Source organism: Pantoea sp. SGAir0430 (assembly GCF_043549295.1).
In genome coordinates this window covers 597,875-610,871 of record NZ_CP039428.1, presented here as the reverse complement: position 1 = coordinate 610,871, position 12,997 = coordinate 597,875, and the positions used below count along the sequence as shown (strand labels likewise).

Annotated in this window: 11 protein-coding genes; 3 read left to right on the top strand and 8 right to left on the bottom strand. The window is 57.2% G+C overall.

Features of this window, described 5'->3' with window-relative positions; translation table 11 throughout:
* Positions 1-155 precede the first annotated feature (155 nt).
* Positions 156-461: a YdgH/BhsA/McbA family protein gene (locus tag E7738_RS21845; RefSeq protein ID WP_058770126.1), complete on the top strand. Its 306-nt coding sequence runs from the start codon at positions 156-158 to the stop codon at positions 459-461.
* Positions 462-486: 25 nt separating this feature from the next.
* Here the strand turns inward: E7738_RS21845 and E7738_RS21840 are convergent, their stop codons facing one another.
* From E7738_RS21840 to leuC, 4 genes are read right to left on the bottom strand one after another with little or no spacing between them, the layout of a single operon-like run.
* Positions 487-1,449 (bottom strand): LysR family transcriptional regulator, encoded by a 963-nt coding sequence (locus tag E7738_RS21840; RefSeq protein ID WP_021509484.1) that lies wholly within the window; start codon positions 1,447-1,449, stop codon positions 487-489.
* Between the two features lie 30 nt (positions 1,450-1,479).
* Entirely contained in the window at positions 1,480-2,394 is a 915-nt protein-coding gene (locus tag E7738_RS21835; RefSeq protein WP_394516449.1) for an alpha/beta fold hydrolase, read from the bottom strand.
* Positions 2,391-3,014: a 3-isopropylmalate dehydratase small subunit gene (gene leuD, locus E7738_RS21830; protein WP_058775054.1), complete on the bottom strand. Its 624-nt coding sequence runs from the start codon at positions 3,012-3,014 to the stop codon at positions 2,391-2,393. The genes E7738_RS21835 and leuD overlap by 4 nt, the downstream gene beginning before the upstream one ends.
* A 1-nt stretch (position 3,015) precedes the next feature.
* The gene (gene leuC, locus E7738_RS21825; protein WP_264240625.1) at positions 3,016-4,437 is read right to left on the bottom strand and encodes a 3-isopropylmalate dehydratase large subunit; all 1,422 of its coding nucleotides are present in this window, start codon (positions 4,435-4,437) and stop codon (positions 3,016-3,018) included.
* A 367-nt stretch (positions 4,438-4,804) separates the two neighbouring features.
* Here leuC and mqo point away from each other — a divergent pair, with 367 nt between their 5' ends.
* Positions 4,805-6,451, top strand: a complete 1,647-nt coding sequence (gene mqo / locus E7738_RS21820) for a malate dehydrogenase (quinone) (protein ID WP_021509488.1) — start codon at positions 4,805-4,807, stop codon at positions 6,449-6,451.
* Between the two features lie 1,083 nt (positions 6,452-7,534).
* Here the strand turns inward: mqo and E7738_RS21815 are convergent.
* The 4 genes from E7738_RS21815 to E7738_RS21800 form a co-directional block, all read right to left on the bottom strand.
* Entirely contained in the window at positions 7,535-8,785 is a 1,251-nt protein-coding gene (locus E7738_RS21815) for a flavin-containing monooxygenase (protein WP_394516448.1), read from the bottom strand.
* A gap of 108 nt (positions 8,786-8,893) precedes the next feature.
* Positions 8,894-9,712 (bottom strand): ABC transporter permease, encoded by an 819-nt coding sequence (locus E7738_RS21810; protein ID WP_058775057.1) that lies wholly within the window; start codon positions 9,710-9,712, stop codon positions 8,894-8,896.
* A gap of 1 nt (position 9,713) precedes the next feature.
* Entirely contained in the window at positions 9,714-10,568 is an 855-nt protein-coding gene (locus tag E7738_RS21805; protein WP_021509491.1) for an ABC transporter permease, read from the bottom strand.
* Between the two features lie 69 nt (positions 10,569-10,637).
* Entirely contained in the window at positions 10,638-11,669 is a 1,032-nt protein-coding gene (locus E7738_RS21800) for a polyamine ABC transporter substrate-binding protein (protein WP_058758799.1), read from the bottom strand.
* Between the two features lie 364 nt (positions 11,670-12,033).
* Here E7738_RS21800 and E7738_RS21795 point away from each other — a divergent pair, with 364 nt between their 5' ends.
* Positions 12,034-12,996, top strand: coding sequence for a LysR family transcriptional regulator (locus tag E7738_RS21795; RefSeq protein WP_021509493.1), 963 nt, complete (start codon positions 12,034-12,036; stop codon positions 12,994-12,996).
* Position 12,997 lies beyond the last annotated feature (1 nt).

Below are 12,997 nucleotides of genomic sequence, written 5' to 3'. Positions count from 1 at the left end.
TAAAGCTAAAACGCATAACCTCAAAAGGTGTTTATTAACCCTACCGGCATGATGATTCACCGTGCGCTTTGCCGGAATGTATAAACCAATAAACAACGATCTCAGGATCGGTTAATTCACTTCCGGCTCTGTTGTTATTTTTGAGGAGTAAGACCATGAAAGCGTTAATTAACGATGTGATTTCCATTTTTACGCCGCAAAATGTTAAACCGGTTTTAATTCGCGCCGATTTGACGCACCGCGAATTATCTTCAATCCATCCGGCGGGTGTCACTACTGTAAGCTGGGCCACGTCAATGGAAGAGTTAACAGACGCCATTGTGAAAAAAGCCCAGGCGGCCGGAGCCGTCGGTTATCACATCACCGACGTTGAATCACATGAGCCGGGCCACGACGGCCAGCACGTGATGGCCGCCACTGCCACGCTGTATCACATCAATGACAAAGTGGCTTACGGCTGATGCCGGGATTAACGCGTTTTTCTGTTTATGGCCTGCCCGTCATTTCCGGCAGGCTTTTTTCATTAAAATAGGCGGCGAGAAAATCGAGAAAAACTTTAATACGCTGCGATTCTGCGGCGCGTTGCGTATACACCGCCCAGATATTGGCTTCCTGATACCACTGCGGTAATACCGCCACCAGCTCGCCCGTCGCCAGATACGGCGCCACATCCCACGCTGAACGCAGCGCAATACCATGCCCCTGCAACGCCCAGTGCAGAATCACCTTGCCGCTATTGGAAGAGTAATGGCTGTTCAGGCGACACAATACCTGCTGCTCGCCATTGGTCAATGCCCAGTTTCCAAATGAATTATCGCGTTCATTAATGATCAGACAGCTGTGATGAATTAACGCATCCAGCGAGGCTGGCATACCGGCGCGGGATAAATACGCCGGCGCGGCACATAAAATGCGCCGGTTGGCAATCAGCCGGCGGGCAATATAGGAAGGATTGAGATCGTCGCCAACGCAGATTTCCACATCCGTGCCGCTCTGTAGCAGGTCGAATGCCCGATCGCTTAGCATCAGTTTAATATTCAGCGACGGATGCTGGTGAATAAATGCCGAAACCGCATCCGATAAATAGTCCTGACCGAAACCAAATGAGCAGCCGACGGTAATTTCCCCGGTCAGCTCGCCGCGCCACTGACGGAAATTATTGAGAAAGCCATCCATTTCCTGCACTACCTGCAGCGCGCCCTCCAGCGCTTTTTCACCTTCCGGCGTCAGGCGCATCACGCGGTTAGTGCGGAAAAACAGCCGCGTCTCCAGCTGTTTTTCCAGAATGGCGATGCGTTTACTGATGTAAGACGGTGACTGACCCAGCTCAATCGCCGCACGGCCGAAACCGTCATGCCGCGCCACGCTGATAAACACGTACAGGTCTTCAATCGACGGCCAACCCTGTAACGGCTTCTGATAACTTTTTCCGGCAAGCAGTATTTTCATAACAGCACATGGTGAGTGAACGCCACGTGGTTATAACACAGATCCCAGGAAGCGCTGAAGCGAGTGCAGAAACCGCTCTGGCACCTCTTCTTGCGGTGAATGGCCGCACGGTAACGCCTCGCCCTGCACCTGCAGCGCCTTGTCCTGCCAGGTGTGCACCACATCATACAGCTGACCGACCGTGCCCTTTTCGCCCCACAGCAGTAACAGCGGGCAGGCAATGCGCCGGTTGCTGTCAGCGGCATCGTGTTGCAAATCGATGCTGGCGGCGGCGCGATAATCTTCACATACCGCGTGGATCATCGCCGGATCCCGATAGCAGCGCAGATAATCTTCGAATATCGCCGCTTCGGTCGCTCCCGGCGTTTTCAGCTGGCCATCAATGTGTTTACGCAAAAAGAACGCCGGATCGTGACCAATCATGGTTTCCGGCAGCGGATGCGGCTGAATCAGGAAGAACCACCAGAAGTAGCGCGTGGCGAACGCCTGATCGGTCAGCGCGTACATGGTGGCAGTGGGTGCGATATCGACAAACACGCAGCAGCTGACTTTCTCCGGATGATCGAGCGCCAGCCGGTGCCCGACGCGCCCGCCGCGATCGTGGCCGACAAACGCCACGCGCTGCAGGCCAAGCGCGTCGATCAGCTGACTGATATCCTGTGCCATGCTGCGTTTGGCATACGGCAGATGTTCAGCGTCACTGGCGGGCTTGTCGCTGTCACCGTAGCCGCGCAAATCCGGCAGGATCACCTGATAATGCTGCGCCAGCTGCGGTGCGATTTTACGCCAGGCCAGATGATTTTGCGGATGGCCGTGCAGCATCAGTAAAGGCGAGCCCTTGCCGCCGCTGGCCACGCGCAGCGTAACGCCATTATCCAGCGTCACATCCTGCAGGGTAAAACCGGCGATAAACGGCGACGGGCCGCGATCGATAATCTTACTCATGGTTGCTCCCTGGTGCGCTGCAGCCACGGACGCTGCGCAAAGTGCTGCGCTTCAAACTGGCTGATATCCGCTTCATATTGCAGCGTCCAGTCCACCGCGCTGCCGCCACCGATTAGCATTTCGCGCTTCAGGGCACTCACCGTAAAGTGAATCACTTCATCCGCGAACTGAATGGTTTGCTGCTCCAGCGACACGCTGATGGTGTTGCGCTGCGCATCGGCGGCCACCGCGCTCAGACGCTGATAATCCGCCTCGCTCAGGCTCAGCGTCAGCACGCCGTTACGCTGGCAGTTGTCGTCAAAAATGCCGGCGAAGCTGGTGCCGATAATCGCGCGGATGCCCAGCTGATTCAGCCCCCACACTGCATGTTCGCGGCTGGAGCCGCAGCCAAAATTGGCGCCGACTAGCAAAAACGTCGCGTTCTGCCAGCCCGGCTGATTGAGGATGAAATCAGGGTTTGGTGCACCGTCGGCCAGAAAGCGCAGGTCAAAGAACACGCCGCGGTCCAGCCCCTGCCGGTCAATGCCTTTGAGAAACTGCTTGGGCATAATCACATCGGTATCGATGTTAGCAGCCGGCAGCGGTGCCAGCTTGCCGGTGATGGTAGTGAAAGCTTGCATATTAAACCCCGGATTGCAGATAGTGACGAACATCAACCAGATGGCCCGCCAGCGCAGCGGCGGCAACCATCGCCGGACTCATTAAGTGAGTACGCGCGCCCGCGCCCTGACGGCCGGCAAAGTTACGATTGGTGCCCGATGCGCAGCGATCGCCCGGTGCCAGCACATCTTCGTTCATCGCCAGACACATCGAACAGCCCGACTGACGCCACTCGAAGCCGGCGTCGATAAAAATGGCAGCCAGCCCTTCCGCCTCCGCCTGCTGCCGTACCTGGGTTGAGCCCGGCACGATGATGCCGCGCACGTGCGGCGCGATTTTGCGGGTACCAATCACCGCTGCCGCAGCGCGCAAATCTTCAATGCGCCCATTGGTGCAGGAGCCGATAAACGCGTGGGTGATGGCAATGTCGGCCAGCGGCGTGCCGGCTTGCAGCCCCATGTAATGCAACGCATTTTTCATCGCCTGCTGTTTCACCAGATCGGGTTCGTCAGCCGGATTAGGCACGTGGCCGCTGATGGCGCAGGCCTGATCCGGGCTGATGCCCCAGGTGACTTTCGGTTCCAGATCGCTGCAGTCAATGGTCAGTTGCCGGTCAAATACCGCATCATCATCGCTGCGCAACTTGCGCCACTCGGCCAGCGCCTGCTGCCACAGTTCGCCCACCGGCATTTGCGGTTTGCCGGCAATATACGCGTAGACCTTGTCATCCGGCGCGATAATCGCTCCGCGCGCACCGGCTTCTACCGCCATGTTACACAGCGTCATACGCCCTTCCATGCTCAGCGCATCGATCGCGCTGCCGGTAAACTCAATCGCATACCCCGTAGCGCCGGATGCGCCAATCTGTTCGATCAACGCCAGCACGATGTCTTTGGCGGCGCAGCCAAACGGCAGCTCGCCGGTGACTTCAACGCGCATGGTTTTCAGCGTGCGATAAATCAACGTCTGTGTCGCCAGCAGGTGCTCGATTTCCGAGGTGCCGATGCCGAACCCCAGCGCGCCAAACGCCCCGTAAGTGGTGGTATGGCTGTCGCCGGCGGCAATCACCATCCCCGGCATCACCAGCCCCTGCTCGTGCGCCACCACATGTTCAATGCCCTGTCGCGGGTCGAGCACGTCAAACAGCTCGATGCCAAAGTGTTCAGCATTTTTGCGGAAGTAATCGACCTGCAGCTGACCGCCAGCGTCGGTCATCGCCGCATCGCGCACTGGCCGCGTCGGGTTCACATGGTCGACGTTGAGTAAAATAGTGGCCGGATGGCGCACGCGCCGCGACCGGTCGCGCAGACCGCTAAACGCCTGCGGGCTGGTGTACTCATTGAGGATTGACCGGTCGATGTAGAGCAGCACGTGCCCCTCATCGTCCAGGTGACGTACCACATGCTGTTCGATCAGCTTTTCATACAGGGTTTTGCCCGCCATGCTCATGTCCACGCGAAAGTTAAACAAGTCATCAGAGACCTTAGGGTAAACCCATTCGGCGTCAGATCATCAACACGCTCCGTGCAGTGATAGTGCATGATTTGTCATCGCGGCAGCGGATTTAATTTGACCTAAGTCGTGCCCGTCGTTATAAATAATAACCGCGCTCCGTTAGCGGATATATTGTTGCTTTTTCCCGCATTTCTGCTGTATTCCTGCCGTTTATTTCGCCATCCCGCTTTTATGAAAGTTAATTAATTGCCATCAATAGTTAATTAACTAAAAACAAGTTAATCTTTTCGTAACAATCTTTTAATTTGCCAACCGAATTTTTAACGTTCATCTGCAAAGAATAAACAGGACTGGCATGACTCAGACCAAAAAACTTGTGTCCGCGCTTTCGCTGACGGCACTGCTTGTCTCTTCAGCGGTTCACGCTGAGAACGCACCAGAAAAAACCGACGTGCTGCTGATTGGCGGCGGTATCATGAGCGCCTCGCTCGGTACCTGGCTGCAGGAGCTGCAACCGGGCTGGAAACAACTGATGGTTGAGCGTCTCGACGGCGTCGCGCTGGAATCCTCTAACGGCTGGAATAACGCCGGTACTGGCCACTCTGCCAACATGGAGCTGAACTACACGCCAGAGCGTGCAGACGGTTCCATCGATGTGAGCAAGGCGCTGGAAATCAATGAATCGTTCATGATTACCCGCCAGTTCCTGACCAGCCAGGTACAGCGTGGCGTGCTGCACGATCCGCGTTCGTTCATCAACTCCACCCCGCACATGAGCTTTGTCTGGGGCGACAAAAATGTCGAATACCTGACCAAACGCTATGCGGCGCTGCAGAAAACTACCCTGTTCCAGGGCATGAAGTTCTCTACCGATCACAAACAGATCGAGCAATGGGCACCGCTGGTGATGGAAGGTCGCGATCCGAATCAGAAAGTGGCCGCCACCTGGACGCCGGTGGGTACCGATGTGAACTACGGTGAAATTACCCGTCAGCTGATCGGCAGCCTGCAGAAAGATCAGAACTTCAAGCTGGAAACTTCCTCTGAAGTCACCGATTTCAAACGCAACAGCGACAACTCCTGGCACGTCACCATCAAAGACGTGAAGAGCGGCGCAAACCGTGAAGTTGATGCGAAATACGTATTCATCGGCGCGGGCGGTGCGGCGATCAAGCTGCTGCAAAAAACCGGTATTCCTGAAGCCGATAACTACGGCGGTTTCCCGGTGGGCGGTTCGTTCCTGATGACCGAAAACCCGGAAATCACCAGCCGTCACCTGCAGAAAGTGTATGGTCAGGCTTCCGTAGGCGCACCGCCAATGTCGGTACCGCACATCGATGCCCGTAACCTCGACGGTAAAAAAGTGGTGCTGTTTGGGCCGTTCGCCACGTTCTCAACCAAATACCTGAAGAACGGTTCGCTGTTTGATCTGCTGAGCGCCACCACCACCAGCAACTTCATGCCGATGACGCACGTGGGCATCGATAACTTTGACCTGGTGAAATACCTGATTGGTCAGGTGATGCTGAACGATGACGACCGCTTTGCCGCGCTGAAAGAGTACTACCCGAACGCGCGTAAAGAGGACTGGAAACTGATTCAGGCCGGCCAGCGTGTGCAGATCATCAAGAAAGATGCTGAGAAAGGCGGCGTGCTGAAGCTGGGTACCGAAATCGTGACCGATCAGCAGAAAACCGTGGCGGCCCTGCTGGGTGCTTCACCGGGTGCATCTACCGCGGCACCGATCACCCTTAACGTGATGCAGAAGCTGTTCCCGCAGCAGTTCGCGTCACCGGAGTGGCAGCAGAAGATCCGCGCTATCGTGCCAAGCTTCGGCCAGAAGCTGAACGGCAATACCGCGCTGACCCAGCAGGTATGGGATAATACCGCATCCGTGCTGCAGCTGACCAAACCGCCAGTGATTAACATGGACGATCAGCAGTCGGCACCTGCGCAGGCCAAACCGCGCGAAGAGTCCGCGAAGCAGGATATGGCGCTGTAATAGGCCATCGCTGAGTCAATCGAACCGATGCCGGTGCGCGAGCCATCGCCCACCGGCATTTTTTTGTCTCAGGATTGGCTGAATGCTGTGTCAGATTGCGCAATAAAATTGCGCTGCTACGGTTTGTACGCGCTGTGATTACTGTATCTTCCAGCCGCACCTGGTGTAGCGGCACGATTTATCGTGCTGGTTGTCCATCGCACTGCTGCCTGTTGCGCAATAAATTGCGCCGCTACGGTTTGTGCGCGCTGTGATTACTGCACCTTCCAACCGCACCTGGTGTAGCGGCACGATTTATCGTGCTAGTTGTCCGCCGCGCTGCTGCCCGATGCGCAATAAATTGCGCCGCTACGGTTTGTGCGCGTTGTAATTACTGCGTCTTCCAACCGCACCTGGTGTAGCGGCACGATTTATCGTGCTATTTGCCCGCCGCGCTGCTGCCCAATGCGCAATAAATTGCGCCGCTACGGTTTGTGTGCGCTGTGATTACTGCATCTTGCAACCGCACCTGGTGTAGCGGCACGATTTATCGTGCTGGTTGTCCATCGCACTGCTGCCTGTTGCGCAATAAATTGCGCCGCTACGGTTTGTGCGCGTTGTGATTACTGCATCTTGCAACCGCACCTGGTGTAGCGGCACGATTTATCGTGCTAGTTGTCCGCTGCGCTGCTGCCCGATGCGCAATAAATTGCGCCGCTACGGTTTGTGCGCGTTGTGATTACTGCACCTTCCAGCCGCACCTGTTGTAGCGGCACGATTTATCGTGCTGGTTGTCCATCGCACTGCTGCCTGTTGCGCAATAAATTGCGCCGCTACGGTTTGTGCGCGTTGTGATTACTGCATCTTGCAACCGCACCTGGTGTAGCGGCACGATTTATCGTGCTGGTTGTCCGCTGCGCTGCTGCCCAATGCGCAATAAATTGCGCCGCTACGGTTTGTGCGCGTTGTGATTACTGCATCTTCTAACCGCACCTGGTGTAGCGGCACGATTTATCGTGCTAATTCAAAGGTTGCAAGGCAACAGTACGTGCGGGCTTTGTGAATCTTCCGTAGGGTGCGCATTCATGCGCACCTGGAAAATAATTACGACTTCACGTAATCCGAATAGGCATTTTGCAGCGCGATGTGGTCGGCAATATATTTCGCATCGTGCCACACGCCGTAAATAAACGACGACGCCCGGTTGACCAGATTGGGCAGGCCAAGGAAATAAATACCGCGCTCGGCAGAAATACCGCGCTTGTGGAATGGCAGGCCCTGTTCATCAAACGCATCCACCTGCAGCCAGCTGAAATCAAATTTAAACCCGGTAGCCCAGATAATGGTGCTGATGCCCGCCGCCTGCACGTCCAACTGCATCAGCGGATTTAACAGGCAGTCCGGATCCGGCAACAGCTCCCACGCCTGCGGCTCGGCCGGTAAATCCAGCCCGTTGCGCTCAATGTACGCATCCGCATCGCGCAGCACCTCGAAATAGGCTCTGTCACCTTCAGCGATATTCTCTGCCAGCCCCGGCGCAAAGCGCAGCACGCCGTTATCCCAGCGCTCGGTGATGCCGACCAGCGTAATGCCCATATGGGCCAGCCGGCGGAAATCCACGGTTTTACCGCCTTCATAGCCGCTCACGGCAAAGGCCACGTGCTGTTTCTTCGGCTTGATTTTCACTTCGTCCCACAGCCCCAGCGCGCCAAGCCACCAGCAGTAATCACGGTCGCGATAGGCGCGTGGCGGGCGGTAGTGCTCACCGACCGACAGAAACACCTCGCGGCCGGCCTGACGCAGCTCCTCGGCAATCTGGGTGCCGGACGCACCCGCACCGACCACCAGCACCGCACCGGGCGCCAGCTGCTGTGGATTCTTGTACGCCGATGAGTGGATCTGCTGCGGCACCGCGCCTTCAGGCACGATGGCCGGGAACGCGGGCTTCTGAAACGGCCCGGTGGCAGCCACCACATTGTCCGCGTCGAATTCTCCCACTGACGTCACCACCCGGAAGCCGCTGCGTCCGGGCAGCCGCGTTACCTGCTGTACCTCAACCCCGGTGCGCACCGGCGCGTCGAGCATCTTTGCGTAATCCTCGAAATACTGCGCCATGCGCTCTTTCGGCGGAAACGCCTCCGGCGAAATGTTATCAAACTTCAGCGAAGGAAAGCGGTCGTGCCACGCCGGGCCGTTGGCCACCAGCGAGTCCCAGCGTTCGGAGCGCCAGCGCTCGGCAATGCGGCTGCGCTCCAGCACCACGTGCGGGATCTGCATCTGCGCCAGATGTTCGCTCATGGCGATACCCGCCTGGCCCGCTCCGACGATCACGGTATTGATTTTTTCTACTGACATAGGTCATCCCCGAATAGTTGGCATGCCACCAGCGCGGCGCAAATATTGCGCCGCTGGCGATTAACACCAGGTTGTCATGTTTAACGGCGGCTTAATGGCACAGCGAAATTAATGCCCGGCCTCAACGTTTAATATTTTTCCCAGCCCGAAAAACTTATTGGCGATAATTAACATCGCGGCGGTCACCACAATATAAATAACCGACAGCGCCGCCAGCGTCGGGTCGGCAAATTCACGCACGTAGTTGTACATCGCCACCGGCAGCGTCTGCGTCGCCTGGGTGGTAATAAACAGCGAGGCGGTAAATTCATTGAAAGAGAGAATTGCCGCGAACAGCCAGCCACCAAACAGGCCCGGCAGAATCAGCGGCACGGTAATGGTCCATACCACGCGCAGCGGCGATGCGCCGAGGCTGGCCGCCGCCAGTTCTATCCGCTGCTCGAGATTTTTCAGCGATACATAGACGCTGCGCAGCACGAACGGCAGCACCAACACCACATGGCAGAAAATCACCAGCGCGTAGCCGCGTCCCAGATTGAGCTGCGACACCAGCATCAGCAGGCCGAGGCCAATGGTGAAATGCGGAATAAACAGCGGCGACAGCAGAATACTCTCCAGCACCTGTTTGCAGGGAAAGCGATAGCGCTCGATGGCAATCGCCAGCGTGGCGCCGATGACCACCGCCAGCGTTGACGCCCATGCTGTGACAATCAGTCCGGACCAGAAGCCGTGACGAAAATCGTCGTAGCTCAGCGCCCGCTCAAACCAGCGCAGCGACCAGCCTTTCGGCGGGAAAAACAGCACGGAGGTGCTGCTGAACGACGAGATAAACACCACGACGGTGGGCAACATGACAAACGTCAGAATGGCGATCACCAGCAGTTTGCCCAGCAGCGCAATCAGTTTGTCGTTGTGAGAACGGGTCATATCAGTGCCCTCCCATGGCATGCAGGAAGCGCGTCATGCGCTTCAGCGCCAGCAGCAGCAGAATGGTCAGCAGCAGGCCAGCAATGCTCAGCGCTGCGGCAAACGGGAAGTTCATCGAGGAGAAGCCCAGCTGATACACCAGCGTAGCCACGGTACTGACGCGTCCGCCGCCAATCAGTTGCGGCGTCGCGAAAGCGCTAAAGGTCCAGGCAAACGCGGTGGTCAGGCTGGCGATGATGCCGGGAATCGACAGCGGAATGGTCACCGTCAGCAGCGCGCGTACCGGCCCGGCGCCAAGGCTGGTAGCGGCTTTTTCGTAGTCCGGATTGATGTGTGACAGCGCCGTCGCCAGCATCAGCACCATGATCGGCATGGTGACATGCACCAGCGCGACCACCACACCGGTCTGGGTAAACATAAACTGGATCGGCTGGCTGATGATGCCCAGCGCCAGCAGCAGGCTATTAAGAAAGCCGCTGTTACCCAGCACGATAATCCACGAATAGGTGCGCACCACTTCCCCCAAAAATAGCGGAGTAATCGCGATGATCAGAATGGTGGATTTGATCCACGCAGTGCGGGTGCGCACCAGCGCATAGGCCAGTGGGTAACTCATCAGCAAACCAAATAAGGCCGTTTTGGCGCTGAGCAGCACGGTATTGAGAAACGCATCGCCGTAGATGCGTTTGAACAGGCCACTGAAATTGGCCAGCGTAAAGCCGCCGACATCCAGCGAGCCGGGGATGTACGCGCGCACGCTGAACTGCATCACCGCAAACATCGCGACGACCAGCCCCATCGCGGTCAGCGTGGCGGGAAGAATGAACCAGGGTAAAAATGTCGGTTTTTTCGTCATGGACGTTACTGCCTGCATAGGTGTTACCGGCTACGGTGAGGCACCCGCCCCGCCGCAGTACCAGGACAATCAGTGAGACATGATGTTTTCAGAGAACCACTGACGCCACTCGGCGGTTTTCTCCGCACGCAGTTGGGGATCGGTATTGATGGTGGCATTCCACTGCGCCGGCGTGGTCAGCATGCCTGGCAGCTTCGCCAGCTCCGGATCGATATGCGCGTTGGTCACCGTCGGGCTACCGCGATAGATCTTCGCCACCTGCTGCTGAATTTCCGGTTTCAGCGCGATGTTGATGAACTTGTACGCCAGATCGGCATGTTTGCTGCCTTTATTGATGCCGACGGTATCCACGCCGAGGATCGCACCCTCTTTCGGTATCGCCAGCTTAATGTTAACCCCTTCCGCAATCATGCTGTAGGCGTTCATCGACAGCATCACCTGCACCGGCGTTTCTCCGGTGGAGATCAGCTGCTGGCTGTTGGCATCATCGGTGTAGAACGATTTGATGTTAGGAATCAGCGCTTTCAGCTTCGCCTGGCCCTGCTGCCAGTGCGCCGCATCGCTGCCGGAGAGTTTGGCGGCCACGGCGATGATGTGGCTTGGATCCCAGTCGGGCAGCGCCAGCGTGCCTTTCAGCTCCGGCTTCCACAGGTCGTTCCAGCTGGTGAAGGTTTCCCCTTTCGGCACCAGATCCGGACGGTAGCCGATGGTGTAGACGTAGCCCCACACGCCAAGATGATACGGGCTGACTTTGGCCTGCTGCACCAGATTGACCGCGTTAGGGATTTTGCTCATATCGAGCTTCTCAAACAGGCCGCTGTTGGCATACAGATAGCCGACGTGCGCGGTGGTGAAAGTCACGTCAGTTTCCGGCGAACCGCCCGCCAGTTTGGCTTTGTTAAGGCGATCGATGGTGCCGCCGGTGACGAACTGGACTTCGACGCCGGTCTCTTTGGTGAACTCTTTGGCGATGGTTTGATCGATCAGATCTTTAAAGCTGCCGCCCCAGGTGCTGACAATCAGCTTGTCGGCGGCCATGGCATTCCCTGCGCTCAGAATTCCCGTGGTTAACAACGTTAAGGCACACATCTTACGCAACATATTTTTGTCCCCAGTGAATGAAAAGGCTGTTATCGCTGCTCTGAACCACCGTTGATTCGCCACGGCGCGCTGCGCCAAAACAGTGCGAAAGTGAAAAGCAGGTGTCACAGCGATTCTGCCGCTGGCCGCTGCTGCGGTAAAACAGCCTTTTCCTCGCCGTTGCATCGGAATTTCTGACGCTAAAAAAGTCGCTGCTTTGCAACGGATTTTCTTAAGCCTTAGTGAGGCAGAAGCGAATGGGCGTGAAGGGTCAGGCAGGGGATTATGCTGCTATTCGCTGTCCGGCATGATAAATGCATGGAAACAGGGGTAAATAGAAAAGCCGGCGCGACAAGATCGCGCTGGCGACACCAGGAGAATCTGCATGCTCAGTCGCATCACCCAGCGCCAGCTGGAATACTTCGTCGCGTCCGGCGAAGCCGGCAGCATTATTGGCGCATCCGAACGTATTCACGTATCGTCACCGTCGATCTCTGCCGCCATTACCCACATCGAATCCGAGCTGGGGGTGCAGCTGTTTGTGCGCCACCACGCGCAGGGCGTGTCGCTCACCGCCATTGGCCATCAGGTTTTAAAAGAGGCGAAGCTGATTCTGGAACAGATGTCGAATCTGTATACCATCGCCTCAGAGTCGCTGAACAACGTGCGCGGCCCGCTGCGCGTCGGCTGTCTCGACACGCTGGCCCCGATGCTGACGCCGGAGCTGGTGTTTGGCTTTGGCCGCGCCTTCCCCGGTGTGCGCATCACGCTGGTGGAGGGCAATCATGAACAGCTGCTGAAACAGCTGCGCGCCGCCGATATCGATATCGCGCTGACCTACGATCTGGTGCCGGCCAGCGACATCGCGTTTCAGTCGCTGGCGCAGCTGCCGCCGTATGTGATGGTCGGTGAACATCACCCGTTTGCCAGTCAGTCTGCGGTGACCATTCAGGATCTCGCTACGGTGCCGATGGTGCTGCTGGATATGCCGTGGAGCCGCGAATATTTTCTCAGCCTGTTTAGCGAAGCAGGCGTTACGCCCAACATTGTAATGCGCTCCGGCAATATGGAAGTGGTACGCGCGATGGTGGCCAACGGCGTGGGATTTGGCATCGCCAATGTGCGGCCCAAAGCCAATCTGTCGCAGGATGGCAAACGGGTGATCCGCGTGCGCCTTGCCGGCGTGAACCGGCCGATGTTGCTGGGATACGCCACGGTGGCCCACGTGCAGCAGTCGATGGTGGTCAACGCCTTCGCCGAACGCTGCCGCATGTTCATCTCCGATCAATACATTCCCGGCATGGCCGCGCCAAGCTACTTCGACCCGCAGGTGGTGCGCGTCGCCTGAC

Excerpts from the sequence above, each read along its gene's own strand:
- E7738_RS21815 (WP_394516448.1), bottom strand. The coding sequence starts at position 8,785 with ATGTCAGTAGAAAAAATCAATACCGTGATCGTCGGAGCGGGCCAGGCG.
- E7738_RS21840 (WP_021509484.1), bottom strand. The coding sequence starts at position 1,449 with ATGAAAATACTGCTTGCCGGAAAAAGTTATCAGAAGCCGTTACAGGGT.
- E7738_RS21845 (WP_058770126.1), top strand. The coding sequence starts at position 156 with ATGAAAGCGTTAATTAACGATGTGATTTCCATTTTTACGCCGCAAAAT.
- E7738_RS21800 (WP_058758799.1), bottom strand. The coding sequence starts at position 11,669 with ATGTTGCGTAAGATGTGTGCCTTAACGTTGTTAACCACGGGAATTCTG.
- leuC (WP_264240625.1), bottom strand. The coding sequence starts at position 4,437 with ATGGCGGGCAAAACCCTGTATGAAAAGCTGATCGAACAGCATGTGGTA.
- mqo (WP_021509488.1), top strand. The coding sequence starts at position 4,805 with ATGACTCAGACCAAAAAACTTGTGTCCGCGCTTTCGCTGACGGCACTG.
- leuD (WP_058775054.1), bottom strand. The coding sequence starts at position 3,014 with ATGCAAGCTTTCACTACCATCACCGGCAAGCTGGCACCGCTGCCGGCT.
- E7738_RS21835 (WP_394516449.1), bottom strand. The coding sequence starts at position 2,394 with ATGAGTAAGATTATCGATCGCGGCCCGTCGCCGTTTATCGCCGGTTTT.
- E7738_RS21795 (WP_021509493.1), top strand. The coding sequence starts at position 12,034 with ATGCTCAGTCGCATCACCCAGCGCCAGCTGGAATACTTCGTCGCGTCC.
- E7738_RS21810 (WP_058775057.1), bottom strand. The coding sequence starts at position 9,712 with ATGACCCGTTCTCACAACGACAAACTGATTGCGCTGCTGGGCAAACTG.
- E7738_RS21805 (WP_021509491.1), bottom strand. The coding sequence starts at position 10,568 with ATGACGAAAAAACCGACATTTTTACCCTGGTTCATTCTTCCCGCCACG.